Origin of the sequence: Paraburkholderia sp. UCT31, assembly GCF_014397655.1 — a bacterium.
In the GTDB taxonomy this organism is placed as follows: domain Bacteria; phylum Pseudomonadota; class Gammaproteobacteria; order Burkholderiales; family Burkholderiaceae; genus Paraburkholderia; species Paraburkholderia tuberum.
In genome coordinates, this window is the sequence record NZ_VZQP01000035.1 from 57,490 (window position 1) to 80,190 (window position 22,701).

Below are 22,701 nucleotides of genomic sequence, written 5' to 3' on the forward strand. Positions count from 1 at the left end.
GAAGCCGGCGTGTCGCAATATTGCGTGGATTTGTTCGACCATTATCTCAAAATCACGAGGCGCGATTAATACGTTAGTATCGACCCTCTCGTAAAGGCGAGGCGCAAAGAGTCTATTTTGTCATGTTGCTGGAGGGTGTGAAGGTGGTCGGCATCAATCTTGGAATGGCGAACGCCAAAATCGCTGCAATGTCTCAACTTAACCATGTCGAATCGGTCGGGTTATCGTATGAGCGCATCACTTGGCACTATATCGACGGCAACATCCAGTTCACGAACAGTTGGACGGAGCGATCCTGATCATGCCTCTACAAGGGAAATTTGTAGTCGATAACGCGCCGACCTTGACGCTAGTAGTGCCCGGTGTAGGGGCGTTCCCGGCTTTCTCTGGTGACGGCATTTACCGCAATCGCGGGGGATGTACAGCGGCCGTGAGCAAGGGGCCTCTACCAGCCGGGAAGTATTGGATAGTGGCGCGGCCGACCGGCGGAATCGCATCGCGATTACAGGCGTTGATCAAGGATGCATACAATGCTGCCCGTGGAAATCCGTCTCATCATGACGAATGGTTCGCCCTCTATCGGAACGACGGAACAATCGATGACTGGACCTGGGTGAACGGCGTCAAGCGCGGTAACTTCCGATTGCATCCGGTTGGCGGCGACGGTGTTTCATTCGGATGTATCACGCTGAAAAGCGTCGCGGACTTTAGCAGGCTTCGACATGCGCTCCTGCATACGCCGACTGTTCTGGCCGGTAGTTCAGGGCTACACGCTTACGGATGGATCGAGGTAACGACAATTGGCGACACTTGCCCGTAGACTTTGCCAGCTGTTTCTTTTTTTGGCTTTGTTTTTGTTATCGGTGCGATATGTCCACACGTACCCATCACCCATGACGCTGGAGCAGCAGCAAATATTGATCGAAATCTCCGATAAGCTCGGAGTGGCCGATTATGAACTGCTTTACATCGCCGCAATGACGGCCATAGATCTGATTGTGGCGATCGTTCTTTATGTGCTGATCGTGAAAATATGGCGGACTTGCACGCGAGGGAGAAGTCGTTGATTTGCTTCTCATCGAAACTCAGAACAGCTTGCCCGGATTCAAAATGCCGTGCGGATCGAGCGCACGCTTGATCGCGACCATCGCGGCAAGCTCGGCCGGCGAGCGCGAAATCGGCAGGAACTCGCGCTTCAGCGAACCGATGCCATGCTCCGCCGACACCGACCCGCGCAACGGCCTCAGCATCTCGTAGACGAACGCATAGACCGCGTGATGTTCGACGCCCGGAATCGAATGACCATCCACGGTCAGATGCAGATTCGAATCGCCGATATGCCCGAAAAAATACGATCGGTTGCCGGGCCAGCGCTGATCGAGCGCCGCGCGGCAACGGTCGACGAACGTGCCGATCTCGCCGATCGGCAGACTCACGTCGAAGTTGATCGGATCGAGCTTGATCGGAAACTCCGCGGTGCATTCGCGAATCGCCCATAGCGCGCGCGCATCGGCGACCGATTGCGCGATCACCGCGTCGCACAGCGCGCCCGCTTGCAGCGCATCGGTCAGCGCCTGGGCGAAACGTTCGCCTGCGTCGTCGGCATCGAAGCCCGCGTGTTCGATCAGCGCATAGAGCGGATGCGCGGCGTCGAACGGCGAGCGCGCGCCGGTCAGCTTCACGCCGAAATCGTAGAAGTCCGGCCACATAATCTCGAACGCGCCGATGTCGTTGCCGAAGCGAGTCGCGAGACGGCGCAACAGGCTCACCGCGGCATCGTAATCGTCGAGCGCGACGAGCGCCGTATGGCGCGCCGCACGTCGCGGATGCAGCCGCAGCACCGCGCGCGTGATCACGCCGAGCGTGCCCTCCGAACCGATGAACCAGTGCTTCAGGTCATAGCCGGTGTTGTTCTTGACCATCTTGCCGAGCGAACTGAGCACGTCGCCATTGGCGAGTACCACTTCGAGCCCGAGCACCTGGTCGCGCGCGGTGCCGGACTGGATCACGCGATTGCCGCCCGCGTTGGTCGCGAGATTGCCGCCTATCTGGCATGAGCCGCGCGCGCCGAGATCGAGCGCGAGTTCGAAGCCCGCGGCTTCGGCGGCTTCCTGCGCGGCCTGTAACGTGGTGCCGGCACGTACGGTCAGTGTGGCCGACGCGGTGTCGAGTTCTTCGACGCCGGCCAGACGTTCGAGCGACAACGCGATATCGTCGGCGCGCGCGATCGCGCCGCCCGCGAGTCCGGTCATACCGCCTTGCGGTACCACCGGCTGATGCGCGGCGTGGCAGATCGCGAGCGCACGCGATACTTCGTCGGTCGTGCGCGGCATCAGCAGCGCCGCCGGACGCGTCGGCTCGTGGCGCGTCCAGTCCGTGAGCGCGCGTTCGCCGATCTGCTCGCCGACGCGCACCGCGTCGACGCCGAGCGCGGCGCGCAAGGCCTCGAGTGTCGTCGCGAGCGGTGCGGTTGCGGTTGCGGTTGCGGTTGCGGTTGCGGTCTGGGTTGCGGTCTGGGTCGTCTTGTCGTCGGTGATGCTCGGTTCTGTCATGCAGGTGGTCCTTACTGTGCGGTAGCGGCGAGTTTCTTGCGGTAGCCCATCGAATCGTTGATGCGGCCGAGGATATAGTCGCCCGCGGCGACCGGCTGATATTTGCTTTGCGCGTCGCTCGCGCCGAGCTCACGCGGATCGACGAGCGCGCCGTAGGTCGGATCGTAGAACGTCGCGATCGAATAGCGCTCGCGCCCCGATGCATTGATCACGCGATGCAGCGTCGAGCGGAAGCGGTCGTTGGTCCAGCGCGCGAGCAGATCGCCGACGTTCACGACGAAGCTGCCTTCGACGGGCGGCGCCTCGACCCACGTATCGTTGGCGATTTCGCGCACCTGCAGCCCGCCGACCTGATCCTGCCACAGCAATGTGATGCAGCCGTAGTCGGTGTGCGGCGCGACGCCGAACTGATCTTCGTCCGACTGCTGCGGCTGCGGCGGGTAGTAGACCATTTGCGTGCGCTGCATGCGCTTCGTGTAGCGCGGCGCGAAGAAATTTTCTTCAATGCCGAGACTCACCGCGACCGCGCGCAGCAGATCGGACCCGCACGCGCCGACCGCCTCGTAATAGTCATACAGCACCGGCCGCAACCCGGGCATGAAGTCCGGCCAATTGTTCGGCCCGCGTAGTGCCTGGCCCGCCAGCACGTCGGGATCGTCTTCCGGCAGTTCGAGGCCGATGCTGAAGAACTCCTTGTGATCGGGCCGCTTCGCCTGATACATCGTCGCGTCGCCAAGCGCATTGAAGCCGCGATGCCGATGATTGACCGCCGCGCGTCGTTTCGTGTCGACCGGAAACGTGAAGAAAGTGCGCGCGGCCTGCGCGGCGGCATCGATCTTCGCTTGCGGCACGCCGTGATTGACGATGTAGAAAAAACCGATCGTCGTACAGGCTTCATGAATTTCCTTCGCGACGCGTCGGAGCGCCTGCTGATCGCCCGCGCGCACGCCGGCGATATCGATGATCGGAATGCGGGTCACAACCATCGCGCGGCTCCTTCGAGGATCGGTATTGCAGTGGTATATACCGCCAAAAGCAGCGCCGCAAGTTGCTTCGCACGCCTCGAGATCAGGGCTTTTCTCTACTCAAGCGAGCATTTATTTTTCGCCGGAAACGCGGTATATACTGCCCAGCGAGGCCCGCATCGCGCCGCCGGCGCGGCGGGTCCTAACGAAGACTTCGACACGCCGGCGACCCAACACCAATTCGCCCCCGGAGAACCCCATGCGTATCCTTGCAGGCTGGAAATGTCGTCTGGTCATGCTGGCGCTGTGCGCGGCAAGCGTCGCCGCGCACGCCGAAGACCAACTCGCCAAAGTGAAGAAAGCCGGCGAACTGGTGGTCGGCACCGAAATGCAGTTCGCGCCATTCGACTTTCTCGAGAACGGTCAGCAAGCCGGCTTCAACAAGGAGCTGTTCGCGCAGATCGGCAAGGAAATCGGCGTCAAGGTGCGCTTCATCGATCTGCCGTGGCCGAGCGTGCTGCCCGGTCTCGAAGCGGGCAAGTTCGATATGGTCGGTGGCCCGCTGACGGTCACGAAGGCGCGCATGGAACGCTACACGTACACGCTGCCCGTCGCCGATGCGACCGACGCGCTGCTCAAGCGCGCGAACGATGCGTCGATCAAGCAATCGTCGGATATCGCGGGCAAGACGGTCGGCGCGGGCAAAGGCACCGCGCAGCTGGACCAGCTGAAGAGCTACGCGGCCACGCTGCCGAAGCAGCCTGAAATCCGCGAGTACGTCGACAACAATCAGGCTTACGCGGACCTCGCGGCGGGCCGCATCGCCGCGGCAGCGAACTCGATGACCAACATCGCGTATGTCGCGAAGCAGCGCCCCGAGATGTTCGCGGTCGTGCAGCCGCCGTTCGGCGCGAAGGTGTACTTCGCGTATGCATTGCGTAAGGACGCCGACAGCAAACCGCTCGCCGACGCGTTCAACGCAGCGCTCGTGAAGATGCAGAAGGATGGCCGCCTCGCCGCGTTGCAGAAAAAGTGGTTCGGTGTCGCGATGGAGATGCCGTCCACGATGCCCACGCCGAACTACTGAGCGTCTTCAACGTGGGCGTCCCGCATCGTGCAATAGTTTCGCCGTCGCGCGGCGCGCGTCGCCCTTCCCCTTCCATCGGCCGCGACCCATGTTCAACACGACCGTCTTCGTTCAGGGCCTGCCGCTGCTGCTGCATGCGGCGCTCGCCACCGTCGGCATTTCGCTGACGGGGCTCGTGATCGGATTCTTCGTCGGCATCGGCGTGTGCACCGCGCGGCTGTCGCAGCATCGCGCCGCGCGCCTTGCGGGCGGCGCCTACGTGTTCTTCTTTCGCGGCGTGCCGATGCTCGTGCAGCTGCTGCTCGTGTACTACCTGCTGCCGTTCGCCGGCATCAACGTGTCGCCGATCGTCGCCGCGATCAGCACGGTGTCGTTGTGCTCGGCCTCGTACATCGCGGAGATTCTGCGCGGCGGTTTTCTGAGCATTCCGCCCGGACATCTCGAAGCCGCGCGCATGCTTGGGCTTTCCCCGCTCGATACGCTGCGGCGCATTCTGGTGCCGCAAGCATTCCGTTTGACGCTGCCGTCGCTCGTCAACGAAATGGTGCTGCTGATCAAGGCTTCTTCGCTGATCTCGGTGGTCGGCGTCGCCGAGTTGACGCGCACCGCGCAGAACATCGCCGCGAGCACTTACCGGCCGCTCGAAGCGTATGTCGCGGCCGGGCTCATCTACTTCGTGATCTGCGGTTCGCTCGCGCTGGTCGCGCATGCGGCCGAACACCGTTTGCAGCACGCCTGAATCGACTCACGTTTAAGCGAACCTCGCCATGCAAACGTTCGACCCGACCGTCATCACGCACAACCTGCAGCCGATCGCCGCCGGCCTCGCGACGACGCTCGCCAGCTGGGCCGCGGGCGTCGCAATCGGTCTCGCGATCGGCTTTCTGATCGCGGTGCTGCAACTGTTCTGCGGACGCTGGCTGCGCGCCGTGTTGCGTGTCTACATCGAGTTGCTGCGCGGCACACCGTTTCTCGTGCAGCTGTTTCTGCTGTACTACGCTGGCCCGTCCATCGGCCTCACGCTCGAACCGATGACGGCCGGCATCGTCGGCCTCGGTCTCTATGGCAGCGCGTATTTCGCCGAGGCGTTCCGCTCCGGCTTCCAGTCGGTGCCCAAAGGCCATCTCGAAGCGGCGGCGTGTCTCGGACTCACGCGCTGGCAGGCGATCCTGCGCATCCAGGCGCCGCAGATGCTGGTGCTGATCGTGCCCGCGCTGACCAATCTGATCATCGTGTTGAGCAAGGAAACGGCAGTGCTGTCGATCGTCACAGTGCCCGAACTGACGTTCGTGCTGACCGGCATCGGCTCGGCCACCTTCGCTTTCGTCGAAACCCTGCTGGTACTGTGCGTGTGCTATCTCGCTCTAGTCGAGCTGACCTCGCGCGCGGGCATGTGGGCCGAAGCCCGCCTCGCACGCTTCATGGCATGATTCCGGAACACTTATGAACGCCATCGCCGACATGTCCTCCCCCGCGCAATCTTCCGCGCCGTCCGCCAGCGCAGCGGCGAACGCATCGAATGCCGCGCCGCTGATCGAGGTGCGCGATCTGCGCAAACGCTTCGGCGATGTCGAGGTGCTGCGCGGCGTCGATCTCGAGATTGCGCGCTCGGAAGTGGTCTGCATCATCGGGCCGTCGGGCTCGGGCAAGAGCACGCTGCTGCGCTGCCTCGCCGCGCTCGAAACCTACGATCACGGCGACGTGCGCATCGAAGGCGAGCTGCTCGGCTATGCCGAGCGCAACGGCAAACGCGTGCGCGCCTCGCAGGGCGAGATCAACCGCGTGCGCCGCAACGTCGGCATGGTGTTCCAGCAGTTCAACCTGTGGCCACACATGACCGCGCTCGGCAACGTGATGGAGGCGCTGCTGCGCGTGCGGCGCCTTTCGCACGACGAAGCGCGCCGCCGCGCGAGCGCGATGCTGGAGACGGTCGGCCTCTCGCACAAGGGCGATGCGTATCCGGCGAAACTGTCGGGCGGTCAACAGCAACGCGTCGCGATTGCGCGCGCACTCGCGATGGAGCCGCACATCATGCTGTTCGACGAACCGACCTCGGCGCTCGATCCGGAGCTGGTCGGCGAGGTGCTGCAGGTGATGAAGCAGCTCGCGCGCGACGGCATGACGATGGCCGTGGTCACGCACGAAATGGGTTTTGCCGCGCAGGTCGCCGACAAGGTCGTGTTCATCGATCAAGGCCGCATCGCCGTGCAGGGCAAACCGCGCGACGTGTTTCACGATGCCGCGCAGCCGCGTCTGCGGCAGTTTCTGCAAAACTACTTCGACCGCAATGCGTTCTGGACGCGCGGCCCCGACGACACCCCGCCCCTATGAGCGCCGCCGTTCGCAACAAGCCTCATGGCAAATCGTCCGCCAGCGCGGCCAGCGCCGCGGCCAAAATCGCGCGCGGCAGCGACGAAGCGCCGGCCGCGCGCTACGAGCAGGTCAAACAGCACATTCGCCAGATCATCGGCTCGGGCGAACGCCAGGCGGGCGACCGTCTGCCTTCGGAGCTCGACCTCGTCGCGACGCTCGGCGTCTCGCGCATGACGGTCAACCGCGCGCTGCGCGAACTCGCCGACGCGGGGCTCGTCACGCGCCTATCGGGCGTCGGTACTTTCGTCGCGCCGAACAAGCCGCAGTCCACGCTATTGATGATCGCCCATATCGGCGACGAGATCCGCTCGCGCGGCCACGCTTATCGCTGCGATATGGTGCTGTTGCAGCGCGAGACCGCGTCGGTCACGGTGTCGAACGCCTTGGGGCTGGCGCCGGGCGCTTCGGTGTTTCATGTGATCTGCGTGCATCGCGAGAACGGTCTGCCGGTGCAGCTCGAAGATCGCTATGTGAATCCGGCCGTCGCGCCGGATTTTCTGCAGCACGATTTCTCGGCGCTGAAGCCGTCCGAGTATCTGCTGACGGTCGTGCCGATGCACGATCTCGAACACGTGGTCGACGCGGCGCTGCCGACGCCTGCCGAAGCAGAGCTGCTCGAAATTCACGCCGAAGAACCGTGCCTGACGCTGACGCGCCGCACGTGGACGGGCGGCGTCGCCGTGACGTTCGCGCGTTTCGTGCATCCGGGTTCGCGCTACCGGCTCGGCTGCCGTTTTTCGCCGAACACCTCGCAGCGCCAGGGATAAAGCGCGCTTCAGCAACCGTACTAGACGGTCCCCGCCAGATGAAAACGCGACGCCGGATGCCATAGCCGCACCGACGTCGCGACGTTCTCGCCGACCCACGTGCGCCGCCACAGCAGCAGACACGGCTCGCCGATATCCATCATCAGATGACGCCGCACATGGGCGTCGGGCTTTTGCGCGTAGATGCGAAACTCGGCGCGCTGCACGGGCGCGAGCCGCACCATGTAGTGATTCGGCGTTTCGACCGAGAAGTCCTGCTGCAGATATTCAGGAAACACCTTCGGATTGACGAAGCGGTCCTCGTACTGGATCGGCTCGCCCTCCTCGCTGTGCACGATGCACGAATGAAACGCGGGACCGTTCGCGAGACCGAGCGCTTCGAGCGCGTCGGCGTCGTCGCTCGGTTCGAGCGTCAGCACGCGCGCCGAGTGACGATGACCGCGCGCGGCAATTTCATCGGCGATATTGCGGATCTCCAGCACCGTCGATTCATACCGCTGCGGCGCGACGAAGGTGCCCGAGCCTTGCACGCGCGTGAGCACGCGCTCGGCGGTCAGCTCGCGCAGCGCGCGCGACACCGTCATGCGCGCGACGCCGAACTCCTTGACCAGTTCCGTTTCGGAAGGGATCAGCCCGCCCGGCTTCCATGCGCCTTCGCTGATGCGCTGAAGCACGTAGCGTTTGATCTGCTCGTAGGCGGGCATCGCCTTGACCGGCGTGTCGCGATCGCGATCGCGTTCGGCGGAATGCTGTTTCTGCTCCGCTTGTGCGGCGGGCGCTATACGCGCCTGTGTCGTTGTTTTCACTCCAAACCTCATCGGTGGTTCGCCGGTGGTACATGAGGTACACCGTGGCCGGTTCTCCGACGGCCGGGCCCAATCTTACCCGGTTCGACGCTGGGAGACGGCTGGAACGCGCTACCAGATAAACGGCACAAAACGGTAACGCACACGAGCCATGTATTGGGTGTAGCCGTCGAGCTGCCCGGCGAGCAGCCGCTCCTCGCGCACCGCGCGCCAGCCCATCCCGTACGCCATCACGGGCAGCGCCACGAGCCCCCACCACGAGCCGAGCATCAGCGGCGTGCCGACGAAGAACACCAGCGCGGCCGCGTACATCGGATGACGGACGTACGCGTAGGGCCCGGTGTCGGCGACCTTGTGCCCGCGGCTCGACTGAATCTTGACCACCGGTGCGGCATAGCTGTTCGCGCGAAACACGAACCGGCACATGAAGATGCACAGGAACACGCACAACGCGCCGAGGCCCATGAGCCACGACGGCAGCGGCGCGGACCAGCGAAACCGCATCGCGTCGAAACCCATCAGGACCAGCCAGCCGCACCACGCGGCCCCGATCGCGGCCATGAACACACGATCCCAGCGGCTCTGCTGCGCCTGCACGAACGGCGCGAGCCGCTCCGCGAGCAGCGCGGGATCATGACGCGCGAGCCACAAGCCGAGCCACAGGCTCAATACCGCCAGCTCGAACAGATACCACCACGCGGCCGGCCACGCGAGCGTGCCGGCCGCGCCGAACAGCAGCACGCCCATGAAAACCAGCCACGCCAGCGATTGCAGGATCAGACGTGCGACCATCGCGGCTCCCTCGAGCGGTCGGCTCATGCGGCCTCATCGCGCGTGCGCACGCGCTCGAACACGTCGGCGATATCGATGTCCTCCAGATTCAAGCCGAAACGCTCACGCAGACAATCGGCGAGTTCGGCGGCGCTCGCGAGGCGCCGTTCGTTGACGATCTGCCCTCGTGCGTCGCGCTCGTTGAACTGATCGTTGAATAGCGCCAGGCGCAGTTCGGGCAACACGCGGCACGCCAGCAGGTTATGAACGAACTTCGAATCCGGTGACGTCGAGGTGTACCAGTTCGAGGTTTCGTAGTCGATCCACTCGACTGCGCGCAGATCGACGTGATAAACGCGGGTCCAGCTCTCGTCCGGCGCCAGCACCTCGAGATAGACGGTGTCGCGCCCCGCGTCGGCGAGACGGAACGTGCCGAGCGGAATCGGCTGCGCGAGGCCGGCGGTCAGCCGCAGCGGCGCGGTCAGCGTCACGGCGCCGAAGCCGACGTCGGCGATCCATGCGTCGCCGTCGATATCGACGCGCAGCACCATATGCGTGCGCGGCGAGATCGTGCCGGGCTCGCGGCCCCACACGACGCGCGCAAGCATCGGCGTGACCCTGAAGCCGAGTTGCATCAGCACGTTCGCGAACAGAATGTTCTGCTCGAAGCAGTAGCCACCGCGCTTTTCGGTCACGAGCTTGCGTTCGACGGCTTCGAGCTCGAGCCTGACGGGCCGGCGCGTCAACGGGTTCAGGTTCTCGAACGGGATCGCGGCGGGATGGAGCCGGTGAATCGCCCGCAGCACGTCGAGCGTGGCGGCGCGCGGGCCCTGATAGCCGATCCGGGCGAAGTAGTTTTCCAGATTGATGGTGTGGGACATCGGCGGAATTCCGGTTGGACTGCGGGTTCGACGCGGTCATAGCGGCTTTCGGCGCTGAATCGACCGCGCGCGGGACGAAGCGAAAACGCGCCTACAAGCCCTTCAACGCCGACGTCGCGATCGACGGCACCGTAATGCCGTGGCTCGATGCGAACTGCACGGCCGAGCTCAGCGTCGACATCAGCGACTGCAACTGCCCCGGCGCCGATTGCGCGATATACGAAGCGCTTTGCGCGGTCTGCGGATTGAGGCCCGATTGCAGCAGCGACGACGGACTCATCTGACCGAGGCTGCCGAGCCCCGACTGCAAGCTCGAATACTGGCTCACACCCTTGCCGAGCGACGACAGACCTTGCGTGAACGCTTCCTTGTTGACCGGCGTCGCAGACGCGCCGCCACTTGCATGATTCGCGAACGCATCGGTCAGCTTCTGCGACAGCGACTGCTGGGTGCTGCCGACCTGCGTCAACTGACTGACCGACGGCGTGCCGCCGCTGAGCAGCCCCGCCGCCTGCTGCGCCTGGCCGGCGGCACTCGTCATGCCCATCGCCGACGCGAGGCTCGACTGTCCGCTCAGCACCTGCTGGTTCGCGCCCACGTAACTCTGCAGCAACTGCGACACGCCGCCCGACGACGCCCCGGCACCCGCCGCGCTATCGCCGCCCCCGCCGATGCCGAACTGCTTCAGATTCAACTGCGCGTGCGCTGCGCCGCCCAGCAACAGACCACCACTCACCAGCAACGAAACCAGAAGAATGCGCTTGCCCATTTCTACCTCCTTACTTTGACTTTCGGGTGACTCGTGCGCTTCGACACCTCGCCGTTTCGCACGTTCGGCCTGACTACATCAATACATTTTCATTACGCGCCAATGAATATCTGTTTACGTCCTCATAAAGTTTAGGCGCAGTCCGTAAATCCGGGAATTACATGCCAGTAATATTGTTGCGAATCGTTCTCATTTGTGTTGACTGCCGCAATACGCCTGCGTACGATCACGCCATCAGCCGCTTTGGCAGCCTGGGACAACACGCGATGTCGCGCCAGGCAGTCGCAGATTGATCACATCGATCGAAACAACACTCATAAGGATTTCGATGAAGTTCGCCCAACTCAACGGATCGCGTGCCAATGCGCGTCCGGTTTGCGACGCTTGCGCAGGTCCCGGCGCAACTCATCGTACGCGTTTGCCTTCGATGCGGCGCGTCGCACTGTGCACGGCCTTCGCGTGTGCCTCGTTGACCGGCCACGCGGCGCTGGCCGAAGCCAATCCCGATGCGAACCCGGAAGCGCCCGAGGCCGACCTGAACATTCAGGCGACGCAAACCGACCAGTGGACGGGCCTCTGGAACCGCCAGCAATTGCTCGGCGACATGGGCGGCCTGCGTCCGTGGCTCGGCAAGTACGGCATGACCTTCACGCTGACCGAAACCAGCGAAGTGCTGGCCAATCTGCGCGGCGGTCTCGCGCGCGGCGTCGACTACGACGGCCTGACCACCGCTACCTTGCAGATGGATACGCAAAAGGCGTTCGGCCTGCCGGGCGGCCTCTTCAACGTCAGCGCACTGCAAATTCACGGCGCGAACCTGAGCGCGAACAAGCTCGGCACGTTGAATACCGCGAGCGGCATCGAGGCCGACGACGCGACGCGTCTGTGGGAGCTCTGGTATCAGCAGTCGTTCCTGAACAAACGCGTGGACGTGAAGATCGGTCAGCAGAGTCTCGACCAGGAATTCATCACGAGCACGTATGCGGCCCTGTTCCTCAACACGATGTTCGGCTGGCCCGCGCTGCCCTCGTACGACATGCCGTCGGGCGGTCCCGCCTATCCGCTCGCGGGTCTCGGCGTGCGCGTGCGCGGCCAGATCACCCCTTCGTTGACCGCGCTTGCCGGCGTGTATTCGGGCGACCCGCTCGGCAACGACCCGGACAACATGAGCGGCACGAACTTCAACCTGCATAACGGCGCGTTGTGGATCGGCGAGTTGCAGTACTCGATCAACCAGCCGGCCGAAGGCGAAATGGTCGGCACGGGCGGCGGCGGTCTGCCGGGCACCTACAAGCTCGGCGTCTGGTACAACACCAACAAGTTCGCCGATCAGCGCTACGACAACATGGGGCTGTCGCTCGCGAATCCGGCGTCGACCGGCATTCCGGTGAATCACAGCGGCAATTACAGCTTCTATGCGGTCGCCGATCAGATGGTGTGGCGCCCCGACTCCGACGAACCACGCAGTCTCGGCGTGTTCGCGCGCGTGATGGGCGCGCCGGGCGACCGCAACCTCGTGCAAGTCGCGGCCAACCTCGGCGTCGTGCTGAAGGCGCCGTTCAAGGGCCGTGACAACGACAGCGCCGGTCTCGCGCTGACCTACATCAAGGTCGGCAGTCACGTGAACGGACTCGACAAGGACTTCCTGGCATTCAACGGCAGCCCCTACGGCGTGCGCACCAGCGAAACCACGCTCGAGGCGACCTACCAGTATCAGGTCAATCCGTGGTGGCAGTTGCAGGCCGACGCGCAATACACGTTCAACGCCGGTGCGGGCCAGAACCCGAACGACCCGACGCAGCCGCTGCGCAACACCTTCGTCGTCGGCATGCGGACCAATATCAACTTCTGACGCCGCCCGCCGCGCGCTTTCATCCTCGCAAGCACATGCCACCCCACGCAACCGAACCAGCACTTCCCATGCTTTCTATCGTCGCCGCCACGCCCGCTTTGTGCATCCGTACGGAGGCCCAATCGTGAATCAACTCACGCGCAAGCTTGCGGCGCGCGCCGCGCGAGCCCTGCTCGCCGCGATGGCCGGCGCCGCCGCTCTCACGACGGCCGCCAGCGCGCAGGCCGAGCCGCAAGGCTTCCTTGAAACGATCAAGCATCACACGACGCTGATCAACACCGTGCCGGATAACGGCGACCAGAATCCGTACGCGCTCGTGGTCGCGCCGGTCAGCGCGGGCACCGTGAAGAAAGGCGACGTGCTGGTCGGCAACTTCAACAACTCGACAAACCTGCAGGGCACCGGCAGCACGATCATCAACTATCACCCGGACACCAGACAGATGACGGTGTTCGCGACCGTGCCGCGCGATCTGAAGGAATGCCCGGGCGGCATCGGCCTGTCGACCGCGATGACGATGCTGAAGTCCGGCTGGGTGATCGTCGGCAGCACGCCGAGCAACGACGGCACGACCGGCACCAAGGGCGCTGGCTGCCTGATCGTGATCGACCCGCAAGGCAAGATCGCGTCGACGATCTCGACGCCGAACATCAACGATCCGTGGGGCAACATGGCGGTCGTCGACAACGGCACGAGCGCAACGCTGTTCGTCAGCAACGCGGGCTTCGGCGTCGGCGACGCGCAAGGCAATCCGCCCGTGTTCAAGCAGGCCACCGTGCTGCGCCTCGACCTCGACGTGCCGGCAGGCAAGCCGCCCGTCGTGAAGCAGGAAACCGTGATCGGCAGCGGCTTCGGCGCGCAGGCCGACAAGGGCGTGTTCCTCGTCGGGCCGACCGGCCTCGCGCTGTCGGCCGATCAGAAACTGCTGTACGTGTCCGACGCGATCGGCAACCGCATCACCGAGATCGACGATCCGCTCACGCGCGACAGCAGCGCGGGCGTCGGCCGCCAGTTGACCGCCGACGGCCTGCTGCATCGTCCGCTCGCGATGGTCACCGCGCCCAATGGCCACCTGCTGGTGACCAACGCGTTGAACGGCCAGGTCGTCGAGATCGATCCGGCGACCGGCAAGCAGCTGTACGCACGCTGGATCGATACCGACAAGGCGCAATCGCCCCCCGGCAACGGCGACCTGTTCGGTATCGCGATGACGCCGGAAGGCGACGGCTTCTACTACGTCGAAGACGACGTGAACACACTGGTGCTCGCGAAGTAGGCGGCACCCACGCAGTTTCAAGAAGGTGAATGACCATGACAAACGATCACCCCCCACGGCCGTCACGACGCGGCTTCCTGAAGGCGGGGGGCGCGGCGGTCGCCGCCGGCGCGAGTCTCGGCGCAGGCCTCGCGACCTCGCCGCCCGCGCTCGCGAAGGCGCCCGCGCATAGCGCCCAGAACGCCGATCCGCAGTTCGCGGCCGAGCCGTTCTACGGTCCGCATCAAGGCGGCATCGTCACGCCGCAGCAGAGCCACACCTACGTCGCCGCGCTCGATCTGACCACCGACAAGCGCGACGACGTGATCGCCCTGCTGCGCACGTGGACCGAAGCAGCCGCGCGCCTGACGCAAGGCGGCACGGCCTTCGCGCTGCCCGCCGGCGACGGCGGCGGCGACCAAGCCGCCCCCGATTCCGGCGACGTGCTGGGCCTCGGCCCGAACGGTCTGACCATCACGTTCGGCTTCGGCCCCGGCCTCTTCACGAAGGACGGCAAGGACCGCTACGGGCTCGCGTCGCGCCGCCCCGCCGCGCTCGTCGATTTGCCGCGCTTCAACGGCGATCAGCTGATCAAGGAGAAGACCGGCGGCGACCTGTTCATCCAGGCGTGCGCGAACGACGCGCAGGTTGCGTTTCACGCGGTACGCCAACTGACGCGCCGTGCCTACGGCGTCGCCGCGATGCGCTGGGGCCAGGCCGGTTTTCTGTCCGGTCCGCGCGCTCAGACGCCGCGCAACCTGATGGGCTTCAAGGACGGCACCAACAATCCGGCGACCGCGAAGCCTGAGCTGATGAACCAGTTCGTGTGGGCTCGCGCCACCGACGACGCGCCGTGGATGGAAGGCGGCACCTACACGGTCGTGCGCCGCATCCGCGTCACGCTCGAACACTGGGACAACACCGAGCTTGGTTTCCAGGAACAGGTGTTCGGCCGCCACAAGTACAGCGGCGCGCCGATCGGCAGCAAGCATGAATTCGACGCGGTGAATCTGAAGGCCGAGGACAAGGACGGTAACCCGGTGATCCCCGAGAACTCGCACGTGCGTCTGTCGAATCCGGCGAGCAACAACGGCGCGCAGATTCTGCGCCGCTCGTATTCGTACAACGAAGGCACGAACTTCTATATCGAGCGCTGGCCGCCGTGGCGCCAGGAAACCGAGTACGACGCGGGGCTGATTTTCATCGCGCACCAAAGCGACCCGCGCACCGGCTTCATCCCGATCAACGACCGGCTCGCGAAGTTCGACATGATGAACCAGTTCACGACTCACGTCGGCAGCGCGATTTTCGTCGTGCCGCCGGGCGCGAAGCCGGGTTCGTATGTCGGCGCGGGGCTGTTCGAGACGTGATGCAGCAAATGAAGCACGCCGGGCGTGCAGCGCCTGGCTCACTCAACACAATCAAAACGGACTTCTGCAACATGGCTCATTCCTGGTTTGCCACCCGTCTGCGCGCGCTCGGCAGCATGGCCGCGCTGTCGCTCACCGCGCTCGCGACGATGCCGTCGGCGGCTCACTCGGCGTCGATCACGCTGTACAACGCGCAGCACGAGCAGGTCGTCAATCTGCTCGCGAAGGACTTCGAAAAGCAGTCGGGCATCTCGGTAAAAATCCGCAGCGGCGAAGGCCCGGCGCTCGCCGCGCAGATCGTCGCGGAAGGCGCGGCGTCGCCCGCCGACGTGTACTTCACGGAGAACTCGCCGGAGCTGATGCTGCTCGAGGAAAAGGGTCTGCTCGCGAAGGTCGACGAAGCGACGCTCCGCGCGGTGCCGGCACGTTTCAATTCGCCGAGCGGTGTATGGGTCGCCGTGACCGCGCGCGAGAGCGTGCTCGCATACAACACGACGAAGCTGCAGCCGTCCCAACTGCCGCAATCGGTGTTCGACCTTGCGAAGCCTGAATGGAAAGGCAAGGTCGGCATCGCGCCGAGCGACGCCGACTTCCTGCCACTCGTGAGCGCGGTGCTGGCCCTGAAGGGTGAAGAGCAGACGCTCGCGTGGCTGAAGGGTCTCAAAGCCAACGCGCAGATCTTCGACGATGACGAAGGCGTGGTCGCCGCGGTCAATCGCGGCGGGGTCGCGGCCGGTCTGATCAACAACTACTACTGGTCGCGTCTGCATGCGGAAATCGGCGATGCGAAAACCCGCAGCGCGATCTATCACTTCGGCCACGGCGACGCCGGCGCGCTCGTCAACGTATCGGGCGCGGGCGTGCTGAAGTCCGCGCACAACGCGGACGGCGCGCAGAAGTTTCTCGCCTATCTGGTCAGCGAACGCGCACAGCAGCTGATGGCCAACAGCCACGTGATGTTCGAATATCCGCTGCACGCGGGTGTCGCGCCGGACCCGATCCTCAAGCCGTTTGCCGAACTGACTCCGCCCACGCTGACGATCCAGCAGCTCGGCGACGATAGCCAGGCCGGCAAGCTGCTACGTCAGGCAGGCCTGCTGTAAATGAGCGAAGCACTGTCAGCCGGTCCGCCGGCTGTCCCCCCAGCCCCGGCGCGCGGGCGGACGCGCGCGCCGCGCGGCCTTTTTGCGGCGGCAGCACTCAGCGCTTTGCTGGTGCTGCTGCCGATTGCGTTTACGTTCTGGCGCGCGGCGAGCTTCGGGATCGGCGACGCGCTCGATCTGATCTGGCGGCCCCTCGTCGGCGAGCTGCTCGTCAATACGGCGTTGATCACCGTCACGACGACCCTCGTTTGCGCGGTGATCGGCACGGCCGCCGCGTGGTTCGTCGAGCGCACGCATCTTCCCGGACGGCGCGCGTGGGCCGTGCTGTGCGCCGCGCCGCTCGCGATGCCGGCCTTCATTTCGAGCTATGCGTGGGTGTCCTTGAGCGAGGACTTGCAGGACTTCAACGGCGCGTTGCTGGTCTTGACCTGCGCGTATTTTCCGCTCGTCTATCTGCCGGTCGCCGCTGCGCTGCGCGGCATGGACCCGGCACTCGAAGAAAGCGCGCGCGCACTCGGCTGCAACCGCTGGACGAGTTTCGCGCGCGTCGTGCTGCCGCAACTGCGGCCGGCGCTGCTCGGCGGCATGCTGCTCGTCGCGCTCGGCGTGCTATCGGAATTCGGCGCGTTCACGCTGCTGCGCTTTCATACGTTCACCACGCAGATCTACGCGGAATATCGCACCAGCTTCGACGGCGGCGGTGCATCGCTGCTCGCGTGTCTGCTGATCGTGATCTGCCTCGTCGTGCTTGCGTTCGAGTTTCGCGTGCGCGGTGCAGCGCGCTATGAGCGCGTCGATCGCGGCACGCGCCGCGCGGTGTTGCGCTACGAGCTCGGTGGGTGGCGCTGGCTCGTCGTCGCGGGCTTTGCGCTGCTGACGCTTGCGACGCTCGGCGTACCGCTCGGCATGATCGGCTTCTGGCTCACGCAGCCGGGCGCGGCCGCCGTGACGCCGGCCGACGTATCGCCCGAACTGCTGTGGAACGCGACGTGTTCGTCGCTGGGTTTCGGCCTCGCGGCCGCCGCGCTGACCACGTTGCTTGTGGTGCCGCTCGCGTTTCTGCTGGTGCGTTATCCGACGCGTTTCGCGACGCTGTTCGAGCGCACCGTGTTTCTCGCGCAGGGCGTGCCGGGGCTCGTGATTGCGCTCGCGATCGTCTCGCTCGCCGTGCATGCGCTGCAGCCGCTCTATCAAAGTGCGACGCTGCTGATCGTCGCCTACGCGATCCTGTTCATGCCGGTCGCGCTCGTCAGCGTGCGCGCGGCATTCATGCAGGCGCAGCCGCGCCTCGAGGAAACCGCGCGCGCGCTCGGCCTTGACTGGACGCAGACGCTCGTGCGCGTCGTGCTGCCGCTCGCGGGCCCCGGGCTCGGCGCTGCCGCGGCGATGGTGTTCATCTCGGTCGTCACCGAACTGAACGCGACGCTGCTGCTGTCGCCGCTCGACACGCAAACGCTGGCGACCCAGGTGTGGGCCGACACGTCGACGATGGCGTTCGCCGCTGCCGCGCCCTATGCGGCGCTGCTGACCGGCATCTCGCTGTGCGCGTCGGGGCTGCTGTTCGCGCTGCTCGGCCGCTCGGCGCTGCTCGGCGAGCGCGGCTGACACGCGCCGGCTTTTTCATCGCTGCTTTTGTTCGACTACTTCGGATTTTCATGAGCGAACTTCGTATCCGCGGACTGCAGAAATCGTTCGACGGTCACCCGGTGCTGCACGGCCTCGATCTCTCGGTCGAGCGCGGCACGCTGCTCGCGCTGCTGGGGCCCTCGGGCAGCGGCAAGACCACGCTGCTGCGGCTGTTGTGCGGCTTCGAGCGCGCGGACGGCGGCAGCGTCGAGATCGATGGCCGGCGCGTCGTCGGCGACAACCTGCACGTACCGTCGGAGCAACGCCGCATCGGCTACGTGCCGCAGGAAGGCGCGCTGTTTCCGCATCTGTCGGTCGCGGACAACATCGTGTTCGGTCTGCCACGCACGCAGCGCCGCGCGCGCCATCGCGTCGCTGAGTTGCTGGAGTTGGTCGGCCTGCCCGCGCATTTTGGCGAGCGCGCGCCGCAGCAACTGTCGGGCGGTCAACAGCAACGTGTCGCGCTCGCCCGTGCGCTCGCACCCACGCCGACGCTGATCATGCTCGACGAGCCGTTCTCCTCGCTCGACGCCGCGCTGCGCGTCGAAACGCGCCAGGCGGTCGCAAGTGCGCTGGCCGCGGCCGGCGCGACTGCCGTGCTGGTCACACACGATCAGTCCGAGGCGTTGTCGCTCGGGCATGAGGTCGCGGTGCTGTGGAATGGGAGGCTGATCCAGACCGCGACGCCCGAAGTGCTATACCGCCGGCCGGTGACGCGCGAGCTTGCGTCGTTCATTGGCGAGGCGGTGTTGTTGCCGGGCATCGCGCAACACGATCGCGCGAGTTGCGAGCTCGGCGAACTCGCACTGGTCGCGCCCGTCGGTCACGGTGCGGTCGACGTAATGGTGCGTCCCGAGCAGATCCGCCTGCTGCGCGCCGATGAAACCGCGCGCACAGGCGCCGCACACGACGCGCTCGTCACTGACGTGATCTTCCAGGGGCAGGACGCAAGCGTCGCGCTGCAATTGCAGTCCGCGACGCGGGCGATGGTGCGCGCGCGCGTGCCCGGTTATCTGTGCCCGCGTCCGGGTGAGCGCGTGCGGCTCGCGGTCGAGGGTGAAGTGACCGCCTATTCGCGCACCTGAACGGCTAAGGCTGGCACGCTTGGCTACCGCAGCGACAGATCCTGCACCATCTGCTGCGCCAGATAATCGCAGGTCGGCCGATCCGATTTCGCGCTGCGCGCGACCACGATTTCGAGCGGCGCGATTCTCGGCAGGCCTTGCGCGTCGCCGAGTATCGCGAGCCGCGGCGGCACGCTGCACCGCGTCAGCGCAATCACCGACAAACCGGCATCCACGGTCGCGACGAGCCCCATCAGGCTCGCGCTGCTGAACGCCGCGCGATAACGGATGCGCGCACCATCCAGCGCAGCCAGCGTGTGCTGGCGCGCGACGCAGCCCGGCTCGTACAAACCCACCGGCAACGGCGAGGCCTTCAGCACCGGCGTATCGACCGACGCCCCCACCCACACCATCGGTTCGCTGCGCACGAATTCGCCGCGCATCCTGCGGTCGCGCGTGACGAATGCGAGGTCGATCTTGTTGTCCGCGAGCATCGGCGCGAGCGCCGTGCTCTGCGCGCAGACGATCTCGATCTCGACGCGCGGATACAGCGTCGCGAAACGCCGCAACACCGGCGATAGCAGCGACGACACATAGTCGTCCGGCGCGCCGAGCACCACCCGCCCGGTCACCTCGGGCCGCACGATCGCCGACCACGCCTCCTCCTGCAACGCAAGCGCGCGCCGCGCGTATTCGAGCAGCGTACTGCCGGGCCGCGTCAGCGACAGGTTGCGCGTGTTGCGTGCGAACAGCGTCGTGCCGAGCATCGTTTCGAGCCGCTTGATCTGCATGCTGACCGCCGCCTGCGAGCGATGCACGCTCGCCGCCGCCTTCGTGAAGCTGCCCGCCTCCACGACCGCGACGAAGCTGCGCAACAGATCGACGTCGAATTCAGGGTTCACGATTTATCAACCGGGCTTATGGAATTGCTCAATTTAATTCGTTTGTGAACAGGCCACAAGCGGCGCAATACTCGCAGGCATCATGTTTCGGAGTCGTTGCGCATGTCCCTCACCTCACGTCAACAAGGCGCGATCACGCTGGCGAGCGGCGGCCTGCTGATGGGCACGATCGGCGTTTTCGTCGAGGAGGCGCGGCTCGATGCGCTGACGCTCGTGTTCTTCCGCTGCCTGTTCGGCTTTCTCTCGCTCGCCGCCTATTGCGCGTGGAAGGGCTTTTTCACGCGCGCGCAGTTCACGCGCCGCACGGTCGCGCTCGCGCTGATTTCCGGCGTGCTGATGGTCACGCAATGGGTCGGCTTTTTCGATGCGATTCATCGCACCAGCATCGCGGTCGCGACCGTCGTGTTTCACGTGCAGCCGTTCTGGGTCGTGCTGATCGGCGCGGCGCTCTTTAACGAGCGGCTCGGCGTGGACCGGTTCGGCTGGATCGCGACGGCGTTCGTCGGGCTCGTGCTCGCGTCGGGCGTGATCGCGGCCGGAAACCTGCAAGGCCACAGCAGCTATCTGATCGGCTTGAGCGAAGCGCTGCTCGGCTCGCTGCTGTATGCGAGCGTCACGCTGATCGCGAAGAGCCTCGGCGAAATGCGCCCGCATCTGCTGACGCTCACGCAATGCGCGGTCGGCGTGATCTGTCTGCCGCTGATCGCGCCGCTCATCGCGCCTTTGACGCTCACGCATATCGGTCCGATGCAGTGGTTCTGGCTGATCGGCATGGGCGTGCTGCACACGGGATTGTCGTATGTGCTGATTTACGGCGCGCTGCCCAAGCTCAGCACGCCAGTGATCGCGGTGCTGTTGTTCGTTTATCCGCTGACCGCGATCGTCGTGGATGCGCTCGTGTATGGCCGTGCGCTGTCGCTCTCGCAACTGGCGGGCATGGCGCTGATCGTCGCCGCGAGTCTCGGCGTCAATCTCGGCTGGCCGTTGCTGACGCTGCTCCATCCGGGTGGGCGGGCACGCAGTCACGCGAAGTAAAGCGCGCCGCCCGCCCGGTTCTTACTGCGGCAGCGTCTCGCCCTTCGTCTCCGGCGCGAACGGAATCACGAACAGGCCGAGGACGAACACGAGCGCGGTCAACGCGATCGGCACGCCGAGCGTCTGCCTATGCAGCACCGCCGCGCCGAGCAGAAAGTTGACGCCGGCGCCGACGAAGCGTCCAAACGACGTGCAGAACGCAAACGCCGTCGCGCGTACACGGGTTTCGAACTGCTCGGGCAGCCACAGGCTGAACAACGCGAAGTTGCCGCCGAAAAAGCCCAGCACGAACAGCCACGCGATGAACGGCGCGAGCCCGTTCGGCAGATAGAACGCCCAACCGAAGCTCGCCGCGATCGACACCGCCATCCCCGCGAAGTACACCGCGAGCGTCATCTTGCGGCCGATGCGCTCGGCCAGTGGCGGCAGCGCGAGACAACCGAGGATCGTGCCGATCGACAGCAAGCCGGTCGCGAGCGACGCGGTGCGAATCGAATCGCCCTTGGACATGCCGGCGCGCGCCGCCAGTTGGATCACCGCGGACGGCTCGTAGACGGCGCCCGCCCACAGCCCGATGATCGCGATGGTCAGCAGAATGCACGCGACCCATGTGCGACGCCGGTAAGCCGGCCCCAAGATCTCGCGCAACGGCTTCACGCGCACCGTCTTTGCGTGGGCCTTCTGCCACTTCTGCGGCTCCTTCACGCGCAGCAGAATCAGAATCGCGACGACGACCGGTACCGCGCCGGTCAGGAACATCGCGCGCCAGCCGAAATGCACGCCGACCGTGTAATTGAGCGCAGCCGCAAGAAAGAAGCCCGCGTAGTAGCCGGTCTGCAGATAACCGGCGCCCATTTTGCGACGATCCTCCGGCCAGGCCTCGGCAACGTAGGTGCCCGCGAGCGCCCATTCCCCGCCGATCCCGACGCCCGCGATGAAGCGATAAATACCGAGCTGCCACACATTGGTCGAGGTCGCGGCGAGCCCGGTGAAAATCGCGAACGTGAAGATGGTGGCGGCGAGCACCTTGGTGCGGCCGAAGCGATCGGCGAGCGGTCCCCAGATGAACGACAGTCCCCAACCGACCAGAAACAGCGCGAACAGGATCGATCCTGCGAGGCCGACATTCGACGGCGTCGCCGCGAAGCCCGAACGCGGCAACAGCTCGGTCAGCGCGGGCGTGAGCACCAGCGCGTAAATGAACGAGTCCATGCCGTCGAGCGTCCAGCCGGCCCACGCTCCCCAGAACCCTGCGATCTGCGAACGATTGAGCGGTGTGCGCTGACGCGCGAGCGCTCGTCGGTCGGTTACCGTATTCATCATGCTCCTCCGGCCTACGATAGTTGAACGTAACGAAGAAAGGGACGGGCGCGCTTGGGGATGGCTCGACGACGTTGATTGATCGGCGATGTCCTCGTACAACTCATTCAGAGGACGGCGCGAGCACCTGCCTGGAATGTGGTTCAAGACTTCCGGGTTTGCCCGCGCTGAAATGCGCGTCTTTTTATATATAATATTTGATA

22 protein-coding genes and 1 pseudogene are annotated in these 22,701 nt (G+C 65.1%); 15 read left to right on the forward strand and 8 right to left on the reverse strand.

Going from position 1 to position 22,701, the window contains the following annotated elements; all coding sequences use genetic code 11:
- Nucleotides 1-104: 104 nt before the first annotated feature.
- The 3 genes and pseudogenes from F6X40_RS26480 to F6X40_RS26490 all read left to right on the forward strand — a co-directional run.
- Nucleotides 105-299, forward strand: a pseudogene (locus F6X40_RS26480) (type VI secretion system tube protein Hcp); the annotation flags it as partial.
- 2 nt (nt 300-301) lie between these two features.
- Nucleotides 302-820 (forward strand): DUF2778 domain-containing protein, encoded by a 519-nt coding sequence (locus F6X40_RS26485; protein ID WP_187629828.1) that lies wholly within the window; start codon nt 302-304, stop codon nt 818-820.
- A 73-nt stretch (nt 821-893) separates the two neighbouring features.
- Nucleotides 894-1,067, forward strand: coding sequence for a hypothetical protein (locus F6X40_RS26490; RefSeq protein WP_260336497.1), 174 nt, complete (start codon nt 894-896; stop codon nt 1,065-1,067).
- 18 nt (nt 1,068-1,085) lie between these two features.
- Here the strand turns inward: F6X40_RS26490 and F6X40_RS26495 are convergent, their stop codons facing one another.
- Nucleotides 1,086-2,552 (reverse strand): FAD-binding oxidoreductase, encoded by a 1,467-nt coding sequence (locus F6X40_RS26495; protein ID WP_187629812.1) that lies wholly within the window; start codon nt 2,550-2,552, stop codon nt 1,086-1,088.
- Nucleotides 2,553-2,563: 11 nt separating this feature from the next.
- Entirely contained in the window at nt 2,564-3,538 is a 975-nt protein-coding gene (locus F6X40_RS26500; RefSeq protein ID WP_187629813.1) for an isopenicillin N synthase family dioxygenase, read from the reverse strand.
- A gap of 238 nt (nt 3,539-3,776) precedes the next feature.
- On the opposite strand from F6X40_RS26500, the gene F6X40_RS26505 reads away from it, so the two are divergent.
- The 5 genes from F6X40_RS26505 (at nt 3,777) to hutC (F6X40_RS26525) (ending at nt 7,744) form a co-directional block, all read left to right on the forward strand.
- Nucleotides 3,777-4,604 (forward strand): transporter substrate-binding domain-containing protein, encoded by an 828-nt coding sequence (locus tag F6X40_RS26505; RefSeq protein ID WP_090806118.1) that lies wholly within the window; start codon nt 3,777-3,779, stop codon nt 4,602-4,604.
- A gap of 88 nt (nt 4,605-4,692) precedes the next feature.
- Entirely contained in the window at nt 4,693-5,343 is a 651-nt protein-coding gene (locus F6X40_RS26510; RefSeq protein WP_018420800.1) for an amino acid ABC transporter permease, read from the forward strand.
- Between the two features lie 28 nt (nt 5,344-5,371).
- The gene (locus F6X40_RS26515; protein ID WP_187629814.1) at nt 5,372-6,034 is read left to right on the forward strand and encodes an amino acid ABC transporter permease; all 663 of its coding nucleotides are present in this window, start codon (nt 5,372-5,374) and stop codon (nt 6,032-6,034) included.
- 13 nt (nt 6,035-6,047) lie between these two features.
- Nucleotides 6,048-6,935 (forward strand): amino acid ABC transporter ATP-binding protein, encoded by an 888-nt coding sequence (locus F6X40_RS26520; RefSeq protein WP_311540065.1) that lies wholly within the window; start codon nt 6,048-6,050, stop codon nt 6,933-6,935.
- Complete coding sequence (gene hutC, locus F6X40_RS26525; protein WP_187629815.1) at nt 6,932-7,744, forward strand: histidine utilization repressor; 813 nt, start codon at nt 6,932-6,934, stop codon at nt 7,742-7,744. The genes F6X40_RS26520 and hutC (F6X40_RS26525) overlap by 4 nt, the downstream gene beginning before the upstream one ends.
- Before the next feature lie 20 nt (nt 7,745-7,764).
- Here the strand turns inward: hutC (F6X40_RS26525) and hutC (F6X40_RS26530) are convergent, their stop codons facing one another.
- The 4 genes from hutC (F6X40_RS26530) to F6X40_RS26545 all read right to left on the reverse strand — a co-directional run bounded on the left by hutC (F6X40_RS26530) (nt 7,765) and on the right by F6X40_RS26545 (nt 10,971).
- Complete coding sequence (gene hutC / locus F6X40_RS26530) at nt 7,765-8,550, reverse strand: histidine utilization repressor (protein ID WP_090806124.1); 786 nt, start codon at nt 8,548-8,550, stop codon at nt 7,765-7,767.
- A gap of 111 nt (nt 8,551-8,661) precedes the next feature.
- Nucleotides 8,662-9,342: a methyltransferase family protein gene (locus F6X40_RS26535; RefSeq protein WP_187629829.1), complete on the reverse strand. Its 681-nt coding sequence runs from the start codon at nt 9,340-9,342 to the stop codon at nt 8,662-8,664.
- 23 nt (nt 9,343-9,365) lie between these two features.
- Nucleotides 9,366-10,202: an arylamine N-acetyltransferase family protein gene (locus F6X40_RS26540; RefSeq protein WP_184069145.1), complete on the reverse strand. Its 837-nt coding sequence runs from the start codon at nt 10,200-10,202 to the stop codon at nt 9,366-9,368.
- 91 nt (nt 10,203-10,293) lie between these two features.
- Nucleotides 10,294-10,971 carry a hypothetical protein gene (locus tag F6X40_RS26545; RefSeq protein WP_090806128.1) on the reverse strand — a complete coding sequence of 226 codons (678 nt, stop codon included), beginning with the start codon at nt 10,969-10,971 and terminating at the stop codon, nt 10,294-10,296.
- 328 nt (nt 10,972-11,299) lie between these two features.
- On the opposite strand from F6X40_RS26545, the gene F6X40_RS26550 reads away from it, so the two are divergent.
- The 6 genes from F6X40_RS26550 (at nt 11,300) to F6X40_RS26575 (ending at nt 19,262) form a co-directional block, all read left to right on the forward strand.
- Entirely contained in the window at nt 11,300-12,823 is a 1,524-nt protein-coding gene (locus F6X40_RS26550; protein ID WP_187629816.1) for a carbohydrate porin, read from the forward strand.
- Between the two features lie 181 nt (nt 12,824-13,004).
- Nucleotides 13,005-14,099 (forward strand): hypothetical protein, encoded by a 1,095-nt coding sequence (locus F6X40_RS26555; protein ID WP_222946168.1) that lies wholly within the window; start codon nt 13,005-13,007, stop codon nt 14,097-14,099.
- A 35-nt stretch (nt 14,100-14,134) separates the two neighbouring features.
- Nucleotides 14,135-15,448, forward strand: coding sequence for an iron uptake transporter deferrochelatase/peroxidase subunit (efeB, locus tag F6X40_RS26560; RefSeq protein WP_187629818.1), 1,314 nt, complete (start codon nt 14,135-14,137; stop codon nt 15,446-15,448).
- 71 nt (nt 15,449-15,519) lie between these two features.
- Nucleotides 15,520-16,551: an iron ABC transporter substrate-binding protein gene (locus F6X40_RS26565; protein ID WP_187629819.1), complete on the forward strand. Its 1,032-nt coding sequence runs from the start codon at nt 15,520-15,522 to the stop codon at nt 16,549-16,551.
- On the forward strand, nt 16,552-18,156 hold the full coding sequence (locus F6X40_RS26570) for an ABC transporter permease (protein WP_187629820.1): 1,605 nt from the start codon (nt 16,552-16,554) through the stop codon (nt 18,154-18,156).
- A gap of 50 nt (nt 18,157-18,206) precedes the next feature.
- Entirely contained in the window at nt 18,207-19,262 is a 1,056-nt protein-coding gene (locus F6X40_RS26575; protein WP_187629821.1) for an ABC transporter ATP-binding protein, read from the forward strand.
- Between the two features lie 23 nt (nt 19,263-19,285).
- On the opposite strand, the gene F6X40_RS26580 is transcribed toward F6X40_RS26575, so the two are convergent.
- Nucleotides 19,286-20,143 carry a LysR family transcriptional regulator gene (locus F6X40_RS26580; RefSeq protein ID WP_090806141.1) on the reverse strand — a complete coding sequence of 286 codons (858 nt, stop codon included), beginning with the start codon at nt 20,141-20,143 and terminating at the stop codon, nt 19,286-19,288.
- A gap of 102 nt (nt 20,144-20,245) precedes the next feature.
- Between F6X40_RS26580 and F6X40_RS26585 the strand changes: the two genes are divergently transcribed.
- Nucleotides 20,246-21,178: a DMT family transporter gene (locus F6X40_RS26585; protein ID WP_187629822.1), complete on the forward strand. Its 933-nt coding sequence runs from the start codon at nt 20,246-20,248 to the stop codon at nt 21,176-21,178.
- Between the two features lie 21 nt (nt 21,179-21,199).
- Here F6X40_RS26585 and F6X40_RS26590 read toward each other — a convergent pair whose 3' ends face one another.
- Entirely contained in the window at nt 21,200-22,498 is a 1,299-nt protein-coding gene (locus F6X40_RS26590; RefSeq protein WP_187629830.1) for an MFS transporter, read from the reverse strand.
- Between the last annotated feature and the right edge of the window lie 203 nt (nt 22,499-22,701).